This window comes from Gilliamella sp. CG16, assembly GCF_046635785.1.
Classification (GTDB): domain Bacteria; phylum Pseudomonadota; class Gammaproteobacteria; order Enterobacterales; family Orbaceae; genus Gilliamella; species Gilliamella apicola_I.
Map to the genome: position 1 here is coordinate 257,780 of NZ_JBIDFL010000002.1, position 20,658 is coordinate 278,437.

The window sequence follows — 20,658 nt, forward strand, 5'->3', positions numbered from 1 at the left end:
GACTTTTTAACGTAAAAATTATTTTAAGTGGGTAAAGTTAGCGGTAATGATCGGCTTTATTTCCCACTCTTTCATTTAGTCGGTATAATGCCACCATTTTATTGTAAATTGGGTTATTCATGAAAACGTTATTTGCCAGCACCTCGCGCGGACTTGAGGAGTTACTTAAGAAAGAGTTAGAAGAGTTAGGCTCGATCAATTGTAAAATTACTCAAGGTGGTGTCTATTATGATGCCGATGAAACAACGTTATATCAGTCTTTATTATGGTCTCGTTTAGCATCACGCATTCTATTACCTCTTGCTGAATTTGATATATATAGTGATTTGGATCTCTATTCTTGCGTTTTTAATCTAAAATGGACTGATATTTTTGCCGTCGATAATTCATTTGTCATCAATTTTGTCGGGGTAAATGATTTTATCCGTAATAGTCAATATGGTGCATTGAAAATCAAGGATGCAATTGTCGATCATTTTGTCCGACAAACAAATACACGTCCTAATGTTGCAAAACACGATCCCGATATTCGAATTCATGCTTATCTTCATAAAAATCGTGTTACGCTATCCCTCGATTTAAGTGGAGAGAGCCTGCATCAACGTGGTTATCGTCAACAAACAGGTCAAGCACCACTAAAAGAGAGTTTAGCGACAGCAATCATTTTACGATCAGGCTGGCAAATTGATGAACCGCTACTTGATCCTATGTGTGGTTCGGGTACATTGTTAATTGAAGCAGCCATGATTGCAGCTAAAATCCCACCAGGATTTCATCGAAAACAATGGGGCTTTTTAGCATGGAAAGGGTTTAATCCTACACTTTGGAATGATCTGCTATTAAGAGCAAAACAGAATATTTGCCACCCCAAAGGCGTTTTTATTGGTTATGATAATAATGCAATAGTGTTGGAACGTGCACAACAAAATGCACGTTATGCAGGCGTGAGCGATTATATTAGTTTTGCCAAACAAGATGTAACTCAATTAATCAATCCACTTTCATCCGAATCATCAGGCATGATTATCAGCAATCCGCCTTACGGTGAGCGTTTAGAAAGTGAACCTGCACTCATTGCCCTACATACTGCGTTAGGTCAACTTATTAAACAACATTTTGGTGGTTGGCGCCTATCACTGTTTAGTGGAGCCCCACAACTATTAGATTGCTTACAAATGCGTGCAGATAAGCAATTTAAGGCAAAAAATGGCCCACTGGATTGTGTGCAAAAAAATTATGTCATCGCCAAACGTGATAACACGCTACCGGTTTCTAATCCTAATTTACCGGCAGCGGATTTTGCGAATCGATTACGTAAAAATAAGCAAAAACTGGAAAAATGGGCTACTCAAGAGCAATTGGAATGTTATCGTCTTTATGATGCTGACCTGCCGGAATATAATGTTGCCATTGACCGTTACAAAGACAAAGTTGTCGTGCAAGAATATGCAGCGCCCAAAAATATTGATCCTCAAAAAACACGGCAACGGCTATTTGATATCATTAATGCGACTATGTCTGTATTAGAATTAACAGCCGATCAACTGATCTTAAAAACACGGGAAAAGCAAAAAGGTAAACAACAATATCAAAAACTTGCTCAAAAGCAGGATTATTTTTTAGTGCATGAATACCCCATCAATCACCGTAAAACCCAATTTTGGGTAAATGTGACTGATTATTTAGACACAGGCCTGTTTTTAGATCATCGCTTGGCACGTAAAATGATAGGTGAAATGAGTGATAATAAAGATTTTCTTAATCTGTTTGCTTACACAGGAACTGCCACCGTTTACGCAGGGTTAGGCAATGCAAAATCAACTACCACCGTGGATATGTCACGTACCTATCTGGAATGGGCAGATCGCAATTTAAAACAAAATGATTTAACGGGTAAAAAACATCGCTTAATTCAAGCTGATTGTTTGCTCTATCTTGCACAATGCAATGAACAATTTGATCTCATTTTTATCGATCCCCCGACATTTTCAAATTCTAAACGCATGAATGAGACATTTGATGTTCAACGTGATCATCTTAAGTTAATGAGCGATCTAAAACGATTATTAAGACCAAATGGCGTTATTGTCTTTTCGAATAATAAACGAGGTTTTAAAATGGATGCGCAAGGTATGCAAAAATTGGGCTTAACCTTTCAAGAAATCACTAATAAAACACTCTCATTAGACTTTAAACGCAATAAACAGATTCATTGTTGTTTTATTGTCAAACATCTATAATTACAAACCCTCTTACGAGGGTTTGCTTAATCCCTTAGTGTCTGTTTTGCTATTTGCTTAAATTAACTGTTTTTTGGATTTTTTAGCGCACCACTAAAACCGAGGTTTGTGCGCCACGAACAACACCTGACGCATTCGATCCAAGCAGGTGAGTCGTGATATTAGGACGTCTGGATCCTAAAATAATTAAGTCTGGCTTGATTTCGTTTGCTATTGATAAAATTTCGTCACGTGGATTACCAAATGCAATTGAAAAGGATAAATTTTCGCGCGGAAGATTGATGGTATCGAGTAACCGGTGAAATGCTTGTTCTGTTTGCACCGTTGCCTTATCTTTAAATTCATCAAAACCAAATGAATAAGCATTTACTATAGCGGATGCAATAGGTAAAACGTGGAAAAAAATAACGTCTGCATTCGATAATTTGGCTAAACATTCCAAATGTGGGATCACTTTTTTGGTTAGATTATCTTCAAGAATATCAATCGGAACTAGAATTTTTTTATACATAATAAGTACCTCGCAAATAACATCTGATAACATATCTTTTATGTTAAAAAATAGAGTTAGTGAAAATTATCATACTAGTTTTAAATTTATTCGCTAATGTTTTTTCGATAAATAAGCTTGAAGAAACTTGCCACTGTTTTAACTTGTTTTCGATAAAACTAAATATTAGGTACTATGGTATCAATCTTGTTCCTAATCGTTAAAATGGTTTACCGTGGTGATCTAAATCAACTTATCGTAAGCAATAAAGTTATTTCAAAAATGTAATTTAGGTGAACGCTGAATCATTGATGATACTTTACACTTTCAATCAATGTTTGATAATGTTAATTTTATGATTACTTTATCGGGGGAAAAGAGACTAATTGAGATCATCTATTGTCCAGACCAATTCAGCCGATGTTACAATTAATGTAAACAATCAAAAAAAGCGTAGAAGTAAACAATTAATAGAAGAAGTCCCCCAAAATTCCAATGAATATTAATTTATTACATTATCCGCAACGCAACCCCTAAGACTATTGATTATTAGGAGCATATCGGGTTTAATGCTCTTCCTTCAGCTTGGATTTTAGAAGATAACTTAACATGAAAATCATATTAGCATCCACATCACTTTCACGAAAAAAAGTACTGGAAAAATTAGCCATTCCATTTGAGTGCGTGGCCCCTATTTGTGACGAAACTCCACTCCCAAGAGAATCTGCAAAACAATTAGTTGTGCGTTTAGCAAAGCTTAAAGCCCAATCATTAGTAGCTCAATACCCAAATAGCTTAATTATTGGTTCTGATCAAGTAGGCGTTTTAGATGATCACATTGTTTGTAAACCCCATACTGTCGAAAACGCCCGTATGCAATTAAGAAATAGCAGTGGTAAAGCGTTTTATTTCTATACTGGTATGACTGTTATCAATACCGTCAATGGACAATCCACCACAATTTGTGAACCTTTTAAAGTTACTTTTCGCCAGTTAACCGATGCTGAAATTGACGCATATATTTTAAAAGAGATGCCATTACAGTGTGCTGGTAGTTTCAAATGTGATGAGCTCGGCATTACTTTATTTGATAAATTAGAGGGTGAGGATATCAATTCGTTAGTGGGTTTACCCTTATTAAAATTGAATAAAATTATGATAACAATGGGATATAATCCGCTTTTGATCTCATAAGTCAGTGTTCACTAAGTAACACACTGACTTATCTTTATTCATCGGTCAATCGACCCGCTGACATTTTCATGATTTTTTGGCTATAACTTGCCACATCATTATCATGAGTGACAATTAATAACGCAGTACCTTGATGATGTATATCGGATAAAAGTTGCATAATATCGGCGGCGCTTTCGTCATCCAAATCACTTGTTGGTTCGTCTGCGATAATGATTTGAGGCTGGCAAATCAGTGAGCGTAAAATAGCAACACGTCGCATTTCACCGCCTGACATATTAGCAGGATAAGCATCTTGCAGATAACTGACCTTCGCCTTTTCAAGTAGGCTTTGTGCATAACTTAAACACTGTTGATTTTGGCGTTTGGTTAAATAAAAAGGTAAGCGAATATTTTCTAATACTGTTAAATTTGGCAATAAACTGCTACCTTGTGGAATGTAACCAATCTGTTGATTACGGAACGCAGACACTTGCTGATCATCCAGCTCAAATAAATTGGTCTTATTAAGTATGATTTTACCTTGAGTTGGCGTAAGTAAACCGGCAATCATGTTAAGTAAAGTTGTCTTACCACTGCCTGATTTCCCCATTATGCAAACAAACTCATCTTTATTCATTGTAAAACTTACGTTATTTACTGCTGAAAAAGTTTGCTTACCTCGTTGATAATCCTTGCGTAAATTTTTAATCTCCAACAACATTACTCACCCTCTCTTAATGTGCGATAAGTATCAAATTTAGTTATGGATAACGCAGAGTAGATACATGAAAATGGCCCTATAATTAAAGTAAGAATAAACACTATTGTGGCATAGATTAATGCATCTAACAGTGAAATGCTCATACATGGCAAACCAATAGACTGGCAAATCAATAAGCTAAACGCATATAACAACACCGCAGCAATGACAATTCCAGCGATAGCGCCTAATGCACTAATAATTAATGATTCACGTAGTAACATGCTGACAATATCACGACGTGAGGCGCCTAAAATACGCAGTAGTCCAATTTCTCGTTTACGCTCATTTAATGTCGAAGAAAAAATGATAAAGATCACCGCAATAGCCAGTATCCAGAAAGTAGCAGACAGACTATACACAATGGTCGAAAAGCTGTTTAAATATTTAGCTATATTGCTTAACATACCTTTAGTCATAACAAAGTCAATATTATAATCTATAGCATATTTGGGCATGATTTGATTGACGACATCTTTAGGTTGAGAATCGGGATCAACCTTGATAAAAATCGACGAGGCATAATTGGCAAAATGATCGACATCACCTTCAATTAATTTTGCTTCTTTCATTAAAGACTGTGCCGCTGACATGGTCATAAATACCGAGGTGTCAAACCCCATACCTGTTGAATCCATTTTTGCTGCCACTTTATAGGGATGATTATAAAACATAATTTCATCCCCAATATTTGATGTAATTTTTGCGCCGACCACGACTTCATTATCGTTTAATGGTTTAGTTAGCTGGGTTTGCAACCAAGGTTTTATAACAAAATCGCTATGTTGATCAAAACCAATTAATTGCACTTTAGAACTGCAACATCCAGCGTTTAGCGAAGCAATAAAAAGTTGCGGTGAAATGGACTGTATTCCTTTAATATTTTTGATTTTTTCCATTAAATCAACTTTCAAATAAAAGCTACTCGGTTCTCCACGCAATAATGCAACTTCAAGATTTTTTTCATAGCCATAAGGGACAATCAGGATATCCGCACCTAGACGATCGGCCATACCCGAAATCCCTAAACTCAGGTTTTTCATTAAGACACTACCACCAAACAACGTCGCCGAAAATAGCATAATAATGATAATTAAACTACAACTACGAAAAGGTCTACGCTGTATATTTCGCCATGCTAAATTAGCAATAGTTATTGGGGTTTCTTGCATGTTTTAAATCCATCTATCTACTATTTTTTAATATTCTTATAATTCACACTCAAATTTTTTTAACGATTTTATTCAAATAGAATACATTAATTAAAGACACCAAAAATAAAACACCAGATAGTAAAACTAAAGCTGGTTTAGCGCCCATATTACAACGCATCATCTCGTTTGAGCATACCCCAATTAAAACAGTCGGAATGGCGATAGCCAAAAGTGAGATACAAGCTAACGCCATACTTAAACCAAGACGAACAAACATTGTCCGACTTAGTAACATTAATGTGCCAATGGCGATAATCAAAGCACCAATACCTAATTCGGCTCGGGCTGTCCAAAAGCACTTCATAATTTTACCAGCTCCTGTATGACTATGTCCGGTATTAGCAACCTGATTATGTATGTCGTTAGCCGTATTTATTAGGGTATCGGGATGTGGACAGACAGGTAAAATATACAACGGAAATAGGATAATCATCAATCCAAGAAACATAATAAATAGTGATAAAATTATTCGATTTTTCATATCATTGAAGCCTTATTCATTATTAATCACACGGGCAACTTTGCCATGCTCTAAAACAACCGTGGTTTGTGCATGTTTTGAAACTTCAACAGAATGTGTTACAACAATAATAGTGCTGCCCTCTTCATGTAGTTGATGAAGTAAGTTCATTACCATTGCTTCATTACTTTCATCTAAATTGCCAGTAGGTTCGTCAGCTAATATTAATTTTGGATAGTTAATTAAGGCTCGCGCGATACATACACGTTGTTGTTCACCACCAGACAACTGACGCGGTAAATGTTTAGCTCTTGCAGCCAACCCTACTCGTTCTAATGCCTGCAAAGCTTCGTTTTCGTCAACCATACTATGATAATATTGCGCTACCATCACGTTTTCGAGTGCCGTTAAATAAGAGACTAAATGAAACTGCTGAAATATTAATCCAATTTTATCTCGGCGAATTTCGGTTAATTGTGGTAATGAGAGTTGAGTAATATCCTGACCATCAAGAATTACTGACCCAAGTGAAGGTTTATCCATGCAACCAATAATATTCATCAACGTGGTTTTACCACTCCCCGACGGTCCCATTATAGACAACCATTTTCCTTCTTCCACGGTTAAATTCACTTCCGATAATGCATGCAGTGAACCATAAATTTTAGAGACATTATTAACTTCGAGTATATTCATACTTATTTCCTATTCGCCACGTAACACAAGCGCTGGCTCGACTTCAAGCGCACGTTTTACGGGAATTAAACACGCAATGACTGTCACAATAGCTGAAATAACAATTGTTATTGGGATAAGATAAAACTCAATTACAATAGATCGACCAAATACATTAGTACTTATCACCTGTGCAAAAATCAGTCCACACACCACGCCTATCACTCCACCGATTATGCCTAAGATTAACCCTTCAGCCAAAAACTCTTTAGCGATACTTTTGTTATTTGCACCAATGGCTTTTTTCAGTCCAATTTCTTTTCGACGCTCCATGACAACCGTCATCATAGTCGTCGCAACACAGATCATGGTCAGTATTAGCACCACCAAAGTGACTAAATAAAGTAAGGAAGACAGTTTACCCAATACGGAGGATTCAGATTGAGTTACCCATTTAATTAAATGAGGATCGACCGTTAAAGAGTTTGCTTTTATTTTATCAATATAGTGTTTTAACTCATCTTGTGTGGCTGTAATACTCACTTCTACCACTTCGGCTTTATCGCTATCTTTCAAAAATTCATCTAAATCATGTAAACCAATAAAAATATAACCGTCTTCAGTGCGTCCTGTTTTAACAATACCCGTAATTGTTAACTCCTCGTTATAGCGAGAATTTTGTTTGGTTTTTCCTAAAACCGGCATTGTGCTACCAATGCTTAATTTGGCAAAGTTTGCAATATCGGTACCGATTAAAATTTCATGAGAATGTTTAGGTAGTTCGCCTTCAATTTTCCAGTAAGGACTTGTTTTAATCACTTGTTCAAAATCCGTACCGACCATAATATAAGGCTGTTGGTTACTGCGAATAGATTCATAACGAAACGGGGTTACGCCAAGTAGTTTTTCTTTGGGTAATAAACTTACCACTTGTGAGACATCTGCTATTGTCATCATTGATTGATTATCAGCAGGCAAGAACAACATATTGGCGCCATAGGAGCGAAACTCTTTTCCCATTTGGCGAGGAATATCATAACAAAGTGTTATCATACCAAGTAAAACTGTTGCCCCTATTGCCACACCAAGTAAAGCAATAAGAATACGTGAACGGCGACGAATAAGAGAGCTAAATATTGTTTTGATGATAAAGCGCTGATTTTTATTAATCATGATTTTGACCTTTCAATTACCGTCCATGTAAAACATCAGTTGGGCGTAAAAACATCATAAAACGCAATGCCGGTAAACTTCCCATAAACGTAATAAAACTCACCATAATCAATACCAATGGGATGATGAGCATTTTAGGCTCAATAAAAGAACCAAATACCGTGTGACCAATAATCTGTGCAAAGCCAAGACCGATAAAATAGCCGAAAATTCCGCCTAATAATGCAATAATAAAAATCTCGGTTAATACTAGCATTGCAACAGCTTTATTGGTTGCGCCAAGTGCCTTTAAAAGTCCGATTTCAGTACTCCGCTCAATGACATTAGCAGTCACTAAATTTGAAATAGCAAGTGCTGAACAAATTAACGATAGAACCGTTAATAAAAGCATTAATAACTGCGTTTTTTGTAAAATAGATCCCTCTGATTCGGCGACTTGCATAATGGCTTTTACTCGCACATCTGGCATCAACTCTTCTATTTGATAGGCGATCGAACTGATATATGCTGTACAATACCAAGTATCCCATTCTGCTCTTGATAAGCTATTAGGATCTTGCGCTGCTTTACGAGCCAATTCATTCTCTGGCGTTGTTAATGCACTCACTTCGACCCGTTCAACAAGCCCTTCTTTATTGGCTAAGTGTTGCGCAACAGGGAGAGAAACATACAGTTGAGAATCCTCAATTCCGCCACTATGAAAAATATTATTGATGGTCAATGTAATCGTATTTTTAGTGTGTGGCGAAATCAGTTCAATAGTATCGCCGATTTTTAAATTCCACTGTTTAGCGACTGTCTCGCCAACCATCACTCCTTGCAAGTTATCATCTTGCATGGCGCTTCCTTCAATCGTCCACCATGACTTCATCGCTAACATCCCCGTATCCACTTCATCGCCCGTTGGAATATTAAGATGCTTATTAAACCATGTTCCGACCAGAGTAATTGGTTTATCATTAAAGGTTGCTTGTGTGGTGAAATATGGGGAAAAATCAACAATATTATATGCCCAGAAAATCATTTTAATTTTGACTAAATCATCTTGCTTGATATATTGAATAGTGGCTTGATTTTCATCATTATCAATTTGATACAGTTCACTAACCAAAGCCGTTCCACGTGGCACAATGTTTAAATTAGCGCCATAGGCTTTAAGTTCTTGATTCACTTTATCACCTACATCAAACATGACATTCAACATGGCGGTTGCTAACGATACTCCTAAAGCAACGGTTAATGCTATCAAAAACAGCTTCTTTTTTTGACGAACTAATACGCTTAGTAACATTGTGCGAAACATATCTTCTTCCTTTGGGAAACCATTTACTTAAAGCGGCTTTTTTCTGCTTCAAGGTGAGCTGTACGAATTACCATGTTTCCGTCAATAATTTCATATTTAAGTGGAACCGGATTACAACCACCTGAAAATCCGATAGTGGCAATATTCATAACGACATCACATAAAATACAAACGACTTGATTGCCACGCTGATAATAACCACTTGCACCACATATATCACAAGCATCAAAGCCTACTCCATAAGCATTTTCACTCTTCTTGATAACGATAAAACGCACTAGCGTTCCATCGCTTGCTTGAAAACCATACCGATGCAAATTGCCGTCATTGACTTGAGTAAGTGGGATAACAACTAAACCCTCTTTATTTGCTGAAACCGGTTCAGCTGGCGTTAACTCTACCCCTTTTTCAAATATATAACGCGCACGTGTAACGGTATAAGCGGTCATTGCCATGCCAGCCATGAGTAATAACGAGGTTCTTCTATCTGTGCGTAGCTGTGCTTTAAGTTTACGAATCTGAGCCGGATTACTTCCTACTAACGAAGTCGTTTTAGATTTTATATATAAAATAACCGTGAATAACAGCACAATTGCCATAAAAATAAATGTAAATAAATTGACATGTGCCAGAATAAAAATAACTAAATCCATCATCCATTTTTGTGTGGAGATAAGACGTCGGACAATTAAAATTTGAAGTAAATTAATGCTGTTTGCAATCGTGTATATCAGCAAGGATAAAACAGAAATGGTAATAACCCATTTAGTTGATAACCGTTCACATATTCGACAAGTCAATTGACCAATTAATACCGCTAATAGCAACGCAAAACCATAACCAATCCATTTAAACAAATAATCATTATTAAAAATCGACTCCATTCCTACATCAAATTGGAAAGGATAAAGCATTAGATTAGGTAAGCACTGTGACATTATTAAACCAATTGCCAATATGAATAAACCATTAAATATGCGGTTAAAAAATAACGCCGACGAGCGGACTTGAATAAGTATAATAATTAACAACGGAATAGTAATAACTAACCAACAAATAATGACACCAAGATCATAATATTCACGCACTGCAAATGCTGTGTTACGTTTTAAAATGGTATAAGTTAATGCAACAATAGAGCCTAAAATAAAACCGACAACGATAAATGTTTTGATAGGACGGGGATTGAATTTAGTCAGTAGCGCACAAAGCAACGCTATCATAATTGCGGGAACAAAAGTATTATCAGTGACGTTGATAAGGTATTGAAGCATAATAATTGCCTAGCCATTACAATTTATTATTGACGAGTTTAAATCTCGTCAATAATAGAGTACTTTTTTAAAATTTTCTTATTGTTACAAAACAAAAGTTACCAAGCTCGTGGGATATAATCAAAGTCCCAAGATACTTCAATAGGTTTACTCCAGAAACGACCTTCTACGCCAGTTTCTTGATCTACATGTAATAAGTAACCTTGTTTTTCTGGATTTTCAATAGTGAAGGTAACTTTATATTTTCCAGCTCCATCAAGTTTAACGTTATTACCATAGTGAGGACCGTCAGAAGCATTCATCGGCATGAAATTACCTTCGATTGTTTTATCACTACCTTGTTTTTGAATTTTATATTTTACGGTTAAGTAAGGAACAAAATCACCGACACCATATCCTAAATTATTATCAGCTGTAGCTGAAATGTCAGCTTCAAGGTGCATATCCGATTTTGACGCAGGTAGTCCTCCCATTCCAGCGGGTTCCATATCCACTGGTTGGAAATATACGGCACCGATATGCAAAGGCCCTACCGTCACTTCATCACCAATAGGAAACTCTTCAAACCCTTTTTCTTCACCAGGTGCTGGCGCTGATGCAGCATACGCAAACGAAGATATTGCAAGTATTGACGAAATTCCTGCGGTTAATAATATTTTTTTCATTTCAAACTCCTCTAATTTTAACTACTCTTTATTACGAAATAACTAAATTGCTATCGCTACCAATACTTGCTTTTTTTCTATTTTTTCCGTCTTTTGAGATACTTTGTTTTATAGTACGAAATGGAAAATGCAACGACTATCACCATGAATATTTGTGGGAGTAATGTTTCAACAGTTGGATATATTCCAAGCACTTCAATTGAGCGTACAAAATCAACGGGGGTTACATGGATAATATCAGCTTCTTGTAACTCTTTGACACCACCACCGGCAAAAGCAATAGCCATGATATACATTAATATACTCGTGCCAATAAAAAATGGTTTAAGAGGCAGTCTCATTGTTCCAAAACGAATGATAATAAAGATTATGGCTAATACTAGCGTTCCGATTGCTAGCCCATACCAAACCATGTCCATGTGTTCTCTACTTTCACTCAACATAGCTTGATAGAATAAGATTGTTTCTGCACCTTCGCGGAAAACCGCTAAAAAGGCAGCAAATCCTAATGCAATACTACTGCCTGAAGATATAGCACTTTTCACCTTGCCTTCTACATAATTTTTCCAAGCTTCTGCTTCAGCTTTTGAGAACATCCAATTACTTATGAAAAATAAGACCACTGTCGCTAATAACATTGCGACACCTTCAATAATCTCTTGATTTGCCCCGCTAAGATTGACAATGGAATTAAGTGCAATTGCAGCAAGGACACTAGCAAAAACGGCGAAAAGTGAACTCATATAGACAACTTTCACCATTTGAATATTTCCTGAACGCACTAAGTAGGCCGAGATAGCAGCTATCACTAATATTGCTTCTAAACCTTCCCGGAAGATAATGATAAATGAAGCTAACAACACACTCCAACCGCTCTCTTTTTTGCCGTCTAATTCGTTAGCATCTTCATGAAGCATTTTCAAAATGACATCGATCTCGGCACGAACAGTTTTATTTGAAGCACCATCTGACATTAAACGCTTAATTTTTGCGAATTGATATTCAGTATCGGTTCCACGCTTACCCGAAATATAAGACATAACTGCGCGTTCAACACCGTGTTTTTCATAAAAACCAAAATAAGCATTATTAACACGTGCTTTAGCCTTTTCAGGATCTTTCATAAAATAGAGATCATAGGCATCATTAAGAATGACATCCATTTCGTCAATAATCGCATTCCATGTTTCATATTTTTTTTCAGCTGCATAAGATGAAGAAACAAAAGCAACTACGCTAACAAAAAATAGCAATGTTAGCGTTAAATATTTTTTCACAGCCATAATCTCTTATTTTCCTAATAACATTAAACCTATTGGTTTATTGTCTGAAGGTAACTGCAATTCTTGACTAATAACGTCTGGTTTGATGGCATGAATATAACGTGCACTTAAATCCAAAGCCGCTGAAGCCAAGTAGACGTTTTGACTCATCGCACCTACAGCAATATTGCCAAAATTATTAGCTTTTTCTTCTTTAATATTATTAAAAGCGGCTGAATCAGTAACAAAAATCAGCACATAATTAGCTCGTTTTACAAAATTTTGTAAACCAACATCGGCACGAATATCTTTATTGTTTATTTCTTTTAGATAGTGCCCTTCCCACTCATACAAAAAGGTTCCTTTTTCACTTGCAACATAGATTCTTACATAAGGTTGTTTACCCGTACCCATTGGAACAGTCCATCCTGTTGTTCCTCGATTCAAACCACTTGCAGCCCAAAGCACAGTAGAAAGTTCTTCATCCGAAATTTGTCCATTAGGAAAACCAGGACCAGGTGTTGATGACCGTTTTGTTAAACTTTCAAATAAACTCATGCCATCTTTTGTTTGAGGAGCAGGTAAAGTAATATCGGCATAACATAGAGAGATAGAAAATAATGATGAGTGTAATGAACCACTAATAATGAAAATATAGGGATCAAATAAAAATTTGCGGGAATAAATGGGACGGATATTGGTGGAAGCTGAGATTGTAGAAATTACAAAAATAAAATGTCAAAAAAACCAAAATGAAAATAAAAACACAAACCGGCTCGAAATTTTCGTTGAGCACGATAACGCCGGTTAGCCGTTTAAATTGAATTTAAAAAACGTTTAAAAAACTCCTCCCTCTTTTATTTTTTTGATAGCACGCGTTCCAATTTTGCGATGACCCTAAATGTGGGTTCGTCTTTAGGGGTTATCGTAAACGACTGATATTGTGCGTTATCACTGATAACGTTGTACGATGCTGTCACGGGGTTGTATTGCAGTCGTTTAACCATTAATACATTGTTAAATAGAATAACGTAGATGCCGTCCAATGGTCTTTGTTGTTCGGTTTCGTTATAGACGCTAACCATGAGAGTATCACCGTTGTTGATCGTTTCTGTCATGCTGTCGTCGGTTGCTGTAAATGTTGCTAGCTGGGCGTTTGCCAACCCTTGTTGCTCCACGAAATCCTTGGCTAATATAATTCGTGCTATACCGTTCGTCTTAACGTTTAAATTACCATTATCAGCAGTTTCAACACTTAAATCGCCAACCAAAACATAATTTTCAAAAAAATTGTTGTTGACTGGTATTCTATTGTTTGTTTTGTATTCGGTTGACGACTCTCGCAGTGTATTATCAGGATCTGCATCGTAATTCTGTAATAATTCAAATTTATTAATAATATCAGACACTTCGTATTCGTATCCACCTCCTTTTATACCCTTTGCTTTTCGTTTTTGCCAATTTTCATTTCTAGCTTTTTTTGTTAAACCCTGCACTGTGTTAGGTAAATTATATTTGCCAATTAAATTTTTTGCACTCAGCCAAATTGGTTTCATGTAAACCCCTTAAATTAATCCAATGGTTTCTATTTTATTTTGTCGGTTTAAATTTAAATAAAATTAAAATAAACAATAAGATAAGTTAAACTTTAAAAATTAGAAGCAAATTTAAATTGAAACTAATTAAAATTTAACTTGAAACTTAAGATTTATGTATGCTATCTTAAATTACACCTAGAGTTTAAAGTTGTGTATTTAAGACATCTTTAACCTTACATATTTACATAAATCACAGGAGAAATAAACATGAATCAACAAGATTGGCACCCCGAGGATATCAAATGCGCATTACGTAAAAAAAGGATTACTCTAAAAAAACTTTCGATTGATGCTGGGTTGGCGCCATGTACGTTAAATAATGCACTTAGAGTGTCTTACCCTAAAGCTGAGAAAATTATAGCTGGTGCACTCGGTTTGAGTCCTAGGGATATCTGGCCGTCACGTTATCAATATAAATGAGGTTAGATATGTGGATTACAGCACAGGAATTGAGTCAGGTTTCAGGTATGCCAACTACCACTCAAGGTGTTGCAAAGAAGGCACGACTAGAGGGGTGGGAAAAACGAACGGCGCAGGGTGTTAGGGGCGGTGCTTATGAATACAATCTCTTCTCGTTATCTATACACGATCAGGCTCGCGTATTGAAATCGAAAAACAAGATGTTGATCGGTGGTAATCAGATCGTGGATAGACCTAATTCAATAGAAAAAAATTATTGTGCAGAGGCATTGTGGACGCGCTGGGAACGCGTAACTGACAGGCAAAAATCCGACGCCAAAAAACGAGCGGCTGCAGTTATCGACGTCCGTCAGTTGGTTAGCTCGGGAACTAAAACGACCGAGGCGATCGAGACTGTTGCCAACGCCCACGGGGAGGCTGTTGGTAGCGTGTGGCGCTGGTATTTTAGGACGAGAAAATTAGATCAGTCTGATTTGTTGCCAGCGTTAATATCCGGTCACGCAACGCGTAATAATACCTCTCGACATTTTGATATGACGCCCGAGGCGTGGGATTTTTTTGTGGCCAGTTATTTCAGACCCGAACGCCCTGCATTTAACACGTGTTATCAATTATTGTGCGACGTCGCCAGCGAGCGGGGTTGGAAAATCCCGTCATTATCCAGCGTTCGCCGTAAAATTGAGCGAGAAATTACCCCGCAACAACGCGTACTGTGGCGTGAGGGTGAATACGCATTGATGCAGCTATACCCTGCTCAGCAACGCAGTGTTGAGGAGTTGAGTGCGCTAGAGTGGATTAACGGGGACGGCTATTTGCATAACGTGTTTGTTCGCTGGCACAACGGCGAGATTTTGCGTCCTAAAACGTGGATTTGGCAGGATGTTCGCACCCGTAAAATACTGGCGTATTACTGTGACGTTTCAGAAAACAGCGATTCAATTCGATTGTCGTTGGCTGACGTTATTGAGCGGTACGGTGTTCCTAAACACATCACTATCGATAACACGCGGGCGGCAGCCAATAAATGGTTGACCGGAGGCGTGCCAAACCGCTACCGATTCCGAATTAAGCCGGATGAGCCACTGGGTATCATTCCTATGTTGGGTATCCAGTTGCACTGGTCTAGCGTAATGCTGGGTCGTGGGCACGGTCAGGCTAAACCAATTGAGAGAGCATTTTCACACGGTGGGCTGGGTGAATTGGTTGATAAACACCCTCTGCTGGCTGGTGCATATACAGGTGCGAACGTACTCGAAAAACCCAGCAACTACAACAGCAAAAATGCCGTCGACGTTACCGTTTTCCTCCGCGCACTCGAACAGGGTATTGCAATGTTTAACGGCAAACCTAATCGTAATACTGAGGTCTGTGGTGGTGTACTGTCTTTTGATGACGCGTTTAGCGCGAGTTACCAGTCCAGTGTGGTTAGGCGAGCCACAGCTGAACAGCGTCGACTATTGCTGCTCCCGTCCGAGGCTGTCACGGTTCGTCACGACGGCACGTTTACAATTGACGCGGGTGGCTCAATTCGTGGTGCTAAAAACCGTTATTACAACGAACGTCTGATTGGTATCAGACCGAATAAAATCGTTGTCCGATTCGATCCTCGCAATTTGCACGAGCATGTTCTGGTTTACACGCTCGACGGGCGGTTTATCTGTGACGCCAAATGTCTGGATAGGGTTGCGTTCGGCGACACCCAGTCAGCCCGTGAGCATAAACGCGAACGCACGCAATTTGTTAAACGACACAAAGAGGCGGCTAAAAATCAAAAACGCATGTCTATTCTGGAGGTTCAGGCAATGATGCCAGATATTGAAATATCTGAACGCACAGAATCTGGGGCGATTGAGATTTTACAGGCAGTGAATGCGGAAACAGTGGCGGATTCTGATAACGACAATTTGGCTGACGTGATTGATTTTGAATCTGCATTCCAATTGGGACTAAAAAAACTAACAGAAATGAGCGAGAGGTAACGAATGTTTACAGACATCAGAAACGAGGTACGGTCAACTGTTGAGGGTGGTGAAAAATATAGTGTTATAGCTAAACAGACCAGTATATCACCCACAACGCTCAGTCAGTTTATTAACGGTTCGTATGCTGGGGATAATCAGCGTGTTGCGGATAAATTGGCGGTTTGGTTGGCGGATAGACGCACGGCGGGCAGTTTGAGGGCGGCGCCGAGTTTTGTTAAAACACCAACCAGTAAAAAAATTTTTAGTGCACTGGATTACGCAAAAATTTCTGGGGTTTTTGTAGTTATCTACGGTAACAGCGGGGTTGGAAAAACGAACGCAATCACCGAATACGCAAAAAAACCGAACACGTGGTTGATTACCGCACGCCCATCGTCATCTCGGCTGCTCGAATGTCTGAGCGATATTGCATACGCGCTCGAACTGGACTATGCGCCCAAACGCGTTGGCGCACTCAGTAGTCACATTTGCCGAAAATTACGAGGCACTCAGGGGCTGCTAATTGTTGACGAGGCTGACCACCTCCCCTACGACGTTTTGGAGGAAATCCGTTTGATTCAGGAGATGACTGGCGTCGGGGTTGTGCTCTGCGGTAATCATCAGATTTATTCAAAATTGTCAGGGGGAGGTACACGTAAAACTGATTTTGCACGACTGTTTTCGCGTATCGCAAAAAAATTAGCGATTCTCAACGTTACTGCCGATGATATCGACGCTATCGCCGACGCGTGGGGTATTGACGGCGAACGTGAGCGCAAATTGGTGCACGAATTAGGGCGACGAGCAGGGGCGTTACGTATTATTAAAACAACCCTCTCACTAGCTGCAATACTGGCAAATAGTAGTAATTCGGCAATTAGCGAGGTGCACATTAGTGCGGCAATTAGGGATTTGGAGGGGGTTTAATCATGAGTTCGAATAGCGAAATAGCGTCAACAATGAGCACCGTTTCTCAGGTGGTGTCTCAGCTCACCAGTGACGGTTTTTTGGTTAACAGGGTGATTGTTGGAAACGCTCAGCGCCCCACTATTTTTTTATTTGTTAACGACAGGTGTCGGGCGCTGATTAGTTCAGGTCGGGCACACTATCGGTATATAGGGAATCACTGCCGGATTAAACAGGGTGCGTTCGAGTTCGGTGGTTGTTGTGTCGTTTGGTCTGAGAATTTAATTAATTAGGAGGTCAATTATGCTGGGAGTTAGCGGGGGCTGGCGTCAGTATACCGCCGGTGAAATTGCCGCGGCGTTAATCGACGTTTCGGCGGTTGCGTTAAAAATGACGCGAGAGGGGTTTGCAATTCAAAAAATCAGTGTTACTCAGGGCGGTTGTGCGCCAGAGATTCAACTATTTAACAATGACGCGTGTCAGCAATTGTTGCGGACAGGTGTTGCGAGTTTGGGGTGGGCTGACAGTGATGGTTTGCATCGTAACGGTTTTTTTTATCAGCACGGTTGTAGATTTGTGTGGAGCGAGAGGTGATTATGAGAGTTTCAAAAAAAACAGATCGACTAATAGGCGTCTTTAGCGTTGCGTTAACCCGTAATGCTGCTGACGACGGGTTTGACGTTTATGTGACCGGCGAGTCATTTGGTGGAGAGCACAGGGGCACGGCGGATCTGATACGGCGCTGTATAGTAGACGCCCTAACAGAATTCAGTCAGGGTCACATCAACACCGGCAATCACAGTACTACACATTAATCAAATTGAGGAATGATGAATATGAATAACGAAAACGAATTTTATAAACAGTACACTAGCGAACAGGTGGTTGCAGGCTACTGGCGAGACGCGAGAGGTACCCTAGTCCCAGAATCAATGATTCGGGAGATTGACAGAGAGCGTGAGCAGGTTGTGGCTGAAATTATTGAGCATGCAAAAATACTCAATAGAGAGTTGTCGCTGTTTAAAGCGAAATGCTTAGGGGATATCGAGGCTTTTATTGAGTTATCTGCCGAGCAGTATAATGTTCACGTTGGAGGTGTGCGGGGTAACGTGGCGCTATTTAGTTTTGACGGTCGGTACAAAATTCAGCGTGCGGTTTACGATTGCATTGCACCTGACGAGCGCGTTTTGGCTGCAAAACAGCTGATTATTGATTGCGTTAATAGCTGGGCTGAAAACGCCAGACCAGAGCTAAAAACCGTGGTGAGTAGAGCGTTTGCCACTGATAAAAACGGCAGTTTGAGATTGGGTCGATTACTGGAATTACGACGACTGGATATTCAGGACGAACGCTGGTGTCGTGCAATGAGTGCGCTGGACGAATCGTTACAGGTTGTGGGTAATCGCACCTATGTTCGAATCTACGAACGAGTCGGAGATAGCGACGAATATCGCCCGCTATCGTTAGGTGTTTCGGGGGTTTGACGTGACTAAAAATCAATTGATTCAGTTGATCCATATAGCCCAGTCCCAGTTGGGACTGGACGACGAGACGTATCGCGCCCTGCTCGTTACTGAGACTCAAAAACGTTCGTGCGCTAAAATGACCAAACCTGAACTGGAACGTGTTTATGAGGCACTGAAAACTCGCGGGTTTAAATATACAGGTGTGAAAAAACGACATCCTGCGCCAGCTGTCAGGGTGTCTGACAGGCGGGGTGATATAAAAAAAATTCGCGGGATTTGGATTACTATGGGGTGTCAGGGATTTATTTCCGATTCCCGAGATGCTGCGCTCGATGCGTTTGTCGAGCGCATGACCAAAAAATTTACGGGCGGATTGGGCATTAAAAATCACGCGTGGCTGGATCCCAATTTGGCGGCGCACGTTTTGGAATCGCTAAAAAAATGGCACACTCGTGAAATTGTTGAACGGTTATCACTGGTTAGCGGGGTGCGGTATAATAACGGTGTTTTATATCTGCCAGACGGCACCTCGTACAATGGGTACGACAAAATCACTCAGCTATACGAGGCGGTAATTAATAAGAAATACAGGAGGGGCAAATGAAACTAGGACGCTGCCCAATCTGTCACTCCGACCTGCACCTCGATGCCCTCATTGAGGACGAGGCGGGTCGTGAGGTGTTGGCTATGTTGCTCAAATTCACACACAGCTGCGCCCGACCTCTCGTCGCCTATCTCGGGCTATTTCGCCCTGCCAAATCTAACCTGAGTAATTCCCGAACGGCAAAACTAATGCGCGAGGTGTTAGACCAGTTTAAACCGAGTCGGCATCTCGCACACGCACTCAGTGAGACGGTTAGGCAGATTCAAAAAAAACGTGCTGGTAGCGGTGACGTTAAACCGTTATCGAATCACAATTATCTAAAAACGGTATACGATTCAACTAGCAATTTGTTTTTGTACTCAGAGGCTGGTGGGGAGGCTGCCCCCGTCAAAGAGGGTAACGAGGTTTATTTTGAACAAATGTACCGTGCCGGTGCCGATTTTTCCAAAATTCAGGTTGCCGGTGCGCAGGAGTGGTTGGCAAACAGGAGACAAAAAAATGACGGATGATAGAACTAATAATTTGCAATTGTTCGATGACGACCACGCGGAATTTGGTGCAATGCTCGATACGCTGGACGGTATACCCGACGTTGTGGCGCTCAGAAAAAACTGGCCTAAATTGTTGTCAGAATTTGTGGATTTATTCTATTGTGAACTACGCAGGCAGGGGTTGTCTGAGGCGCAGGCTGTCGTGGCAGCGCCAAAATTGGCTGGCGTTCTGGGTAATTATTTTGGCGGTCGTGTTTGTTATATCCCCAGTGGTGAGCGGTTACAACAGGCAATTCGGGATAATCGGATTTTTCTGGATTATCAGGTTGGTAACGGTGATATTATTCCACTGGCCAAAAAATACCGGTTAACAGACAGTCACATTTATTCTATTATACGTGAGCAGTTGGCGCTGCACAGACGACGAAATCAGCCTGACATGTTCGAAAAATCTTAGATCCGCCACAAACCCAATCAACCTACCATATCAACTACCCTATCAATATCAATCATTGATAGG

The 20,658-nt window shown here is 39.5% G+C and carries 23 protein-coding genes; 11 read left to right on the forward strand and 12 right to left on the reverse strand.

Annotated elements, in window-relative coordinates; translation table 11 throughout:
• The first annotated feature begins 119 nt into the window (after positions 1–119).
• On the forward strand, positions 120–2,240 hold the full coding sequence (rlmKL, locus tag ACGH47_RS03645) for a bifunctional 23S rRNA (guanine(2069)-N(7))-methyltransferase RlmK/23S rRNA (guanine(2445)-N(2))-methyltransferase RlmL (protein ID WP_411622770.1): 2,121 nt from the start codon (positions 120–122) through the stop codon (positions 2,238–2,240).
• An 82-nt stretch (positions 2,241–2,322) separates the two neighbouring features.
• Here the strand turns inward: rlmKL and ACGH47_RS03650 are convergent, their stop codons facing one another.
• Positions 2,323–2,751: a universal stress protein gene (locus ACGH47_RS03650; protein WP_065559088.1), complete on the reverse strand. Its 429-nt coding sequence runs from the start codon at positions 2,749–2,751 to the stop codon at positions 2,323–2,325.
• A 588-nt stretch (positions 2,752–3,339) separates the two neighbouring features.
• Between ACGH47_RS03650 and ACGH47_RS03655 the strand changes: the two genes are divergently transcribed.
• Entirely contained in the window at positions 3,340–3,924 is a 585-nt protein-coding gene (locus ACGH47_RS03655) for a Maf family protein (RefSeq protein WP_267351677.1), read from the forward strand.
• A 34-nt stretch (positions 3,925–3,958) separates the two neighbouring features.
• On the opposite strand, the gene ACGH47_RS03660 is transcribed toward ACGH47_RS03655, so the two are convergent.
• From ACGH47_RS03660 to ACGH47_RS03710, 11 genes are all read right to left on the reverse strand, one after another.
• Positions 3,959–4,627 carry an ABC transporter ATP-binding protein gene (locus ACGH47_RS03660; RefSeq protein WP_267351679.1) on the reverse strand — a complete coding sequence of 223 codons (669 nt, stop codon included), beginning with the start codon at positions 4,625–4,627 and terminating at the stop codon, positions 3,959–3,961.
• Entirely contained in the window at positions 4,627–5,838 is a 1,212-nt protein-coding gene (locus ACGH47_RS03665; RefSeq protein WP_411596939.1) for an ABC transporter permease, read from the reverse strand. The genes ACGH47_RS03660 and ACGH47_RS03665 overlap by 1 nt, the downstream gene beginning before the upstream one ends.
• 49 nt (positions 5,839–5,887) lie before the next feature.
• Positions 5,888–6,361, reverse strand: coding sequence for a DUF4418 family protein (locus tag ACGH47_RS03670; protein ID WP_267377917.1), 474 nt, complete (start codon positions 6,359–6,361; stop codon positions 5,888–5,890).
• 12 nt (positions 6,362–6,373) lie between these two features.
• Positions 6,374–7,036, reverse strand: coding sequence for an ABC transporter ATP-binding protein (locus ACGH47_RS03675; RefSeq protein WP_411622771.1), 663 nt, complete (start codon positions 7,034–7,036; stop codon positions 6,374–6,376).
• 9 nt (positions 7,037–7,045) lie between these two features.
• Positions 7,046–8,188 (reverse strand): ABC transporter permease, encoded by a 1,143-nt coding sequence (locus tag ACGH47_RS03680; protein WP_411622772.1) that lies wholly within the window; start codon positions 8,186–8,188, stop codon positions 7,046–7,048.
• Between the two features lie 16 nt (positions 8,189–8,204).
• Positions 8,205–9,491: an ABC transporter permease gene (locus ACGH47_RS03685; protein ID WP_411622773.1), complete on the reverse strand. Its 1,287-nt coding sequence runs from the start codon at positions 9,489–9,491 to the stop codon at positions 8,205–8,207.
• Between the two features lie 23 nt (positions 9,492–9,514).
• Complete coding sequence (locus ACGH47_RS03690) at positions 9,515–10,765, reverse strand: Fe-S-containing protein (RefSeq protein WP_411622774.1); 1,251 nt, start codon at positions 10,763–10,765, stop codon at positions 9,515–9,517.
• A 98-nt stretch (positions 10,766–10,863) separates the two neighbouring features.
• Positions 10,864–11,430 carry an iron transporter gene (locus ACGH47_RS03695; protein ID WP_267351689.1) on the reverse strand — a complete coding sequence of 189 codons (567 nt, stop codon included), beginning with the start codon at positions 11,428–11,430 and terminating at the stop codon, positions 10,864–10,866.
• Between the two features lie 77 nt (positions 11,431–11,507).
• Positions 11,508–12,713 (reverse strand): FTR1 family protein, encoded by a 1,206-nt coding sequence (locus ACGH47_RS03700; protein WP_411622775.1) that lies wholly within the window; start codon positions 12,711–12,713, stop codon positions 11,508–11,510.
• A 6-nt stretch (positions 12,714–12,719) separates the two neighbouring features.
• A complete protein-coding gene (locus ACGH47_RS03705; RefSeq protein WP_411622776.1) occupies positions 12,720–13,250 on the reverse strand; it encodes a nitroreductase family protein in 531 nt (176 codons plus the stop codon).
• Between the two features lie 299 nt (positions 13,251–13,549).
• A complete protein-coding gene (locus ACGH47_RS03710) occupies positions 13,550–14,248 on the reverse strand; it encodes a helix-turn-helix domain-containing protein (RefSeq protein WP_411598772.1) in 699 nt (232 codons plus the stop codon).
• 249 nt (positions 14,249–14,497) lie between these two features.
• Here ACGH47_RS03710 and ACGH47_RS03715 point away from each other — a divergent pair, with 249 nt between their 5' ends.
• From ACGH47_RS03715 to ACGH47_RS03755, 9 genes are all read left to right on the forward strand, one after another.
• Positions 14,498–14,710, forward strand: coding sequence for a helix-turn-helix domain-containing protein (locus ACGH47_RS03715; RefSeq protein WP_411598773.1), 213 nt, complete (start codon positions 14,498–14,500; stop codon positions 14,708–14,710).
• 8 nt (positions 14,711–14,718) lie between these two features.
• Entirely contained in the window at positions 14,719–16,689 is a 1,971-nt protein-coding gene (locus ACGH47_RS03720; RefSeq protein ID WP_411622777.1) for a transposase domain-containing protein, read from the forward strand.
• A 3-nt stretch (positions 16,690–16,692) separates the two neighbouring features.
• Positions 16,693–17,598: an AAA family ATPase gene (locus ACGH47_RS03725; protein ID WP_411622778.1), complete on the forward strand. Its 906-nt coding sequence runs from the start codon at positions 16,693–16,695 to the stop codon at positions 17,596–17,598.
• 2 nt (positions 17,599–17,600) lie between these two features.
• On the forward strand, positions 17,601–17,870 hold the full coding sequence (locus ACGH47_RS03730) for a hypothetical protein (protein WP_411622779.1): 270 nt from the start codon (positions 17,601–17,603) through the stop codon (positions 17,868–17,870).
• Positions 17,871–17,880: 10 nt separating this feature from the next.
• A complete protein-coding gene (locus ACGH47_RS03735; RefSeq protein WP_411622780.1) occupies positions 17,881–18,171 on the forward strand; it encodes a hypothetical protein in 291 nt (96 codons plus the stop codon).
• A 242-nt stretch (positions 18,172–18,413) separates the two neighbouring features.
• The gene (locus ACGH47_RS03740; RefSeq protein WP_411622781.1) at positions 18,414–19,061 is read left to right on the forward strand and encodes a DUF3164 family protein; all 648 of its coding nucleotides are present in this window, start codon (positions 18,414–18,416) and stop codon (positions 19,059–19,061) included.
• 1 nt (position 19,062) lies between these two features.
• On the forward strand, positions 19,063–19,647 hold the full coding sequence (locus ACGH47_RS03745) for a gp16 family protein (RefSeq protein ID WP_411622782.1): 585 nt from the start codon (positions 19,063–19,065) through the stop codon (positions 19,645–19,647).
• Positions 19,644–20,156, forward strand: coding sequence for a hypothetical protein (locus ACGH47_RS03750; RefSeq protein WP_411622783.1), 513 nt, complete (start codon positions 19,644–19,646; stop codon positions 20,154–20,156). The genes ACGH47_RS03745 and ACGH47_RS03750 overlap by 4 nt, the downstream gene beginning before the upstream one ends.
• Entirely contained in the window at positions 20,110–20,595 is a 486-nt protein-coding gene (locus ACGH47_RS03755; protein WP_411622784.1) for a Mor transcription activator family protein, read from the forward strand. The genes ACGH47_RS03750 and ACGH47_RS03755 overlap by 47 nt, the downstream gene beginning before the upstream one ends.
• Positions 20,596–20,658: the final 63 nt, after the last annotated feature.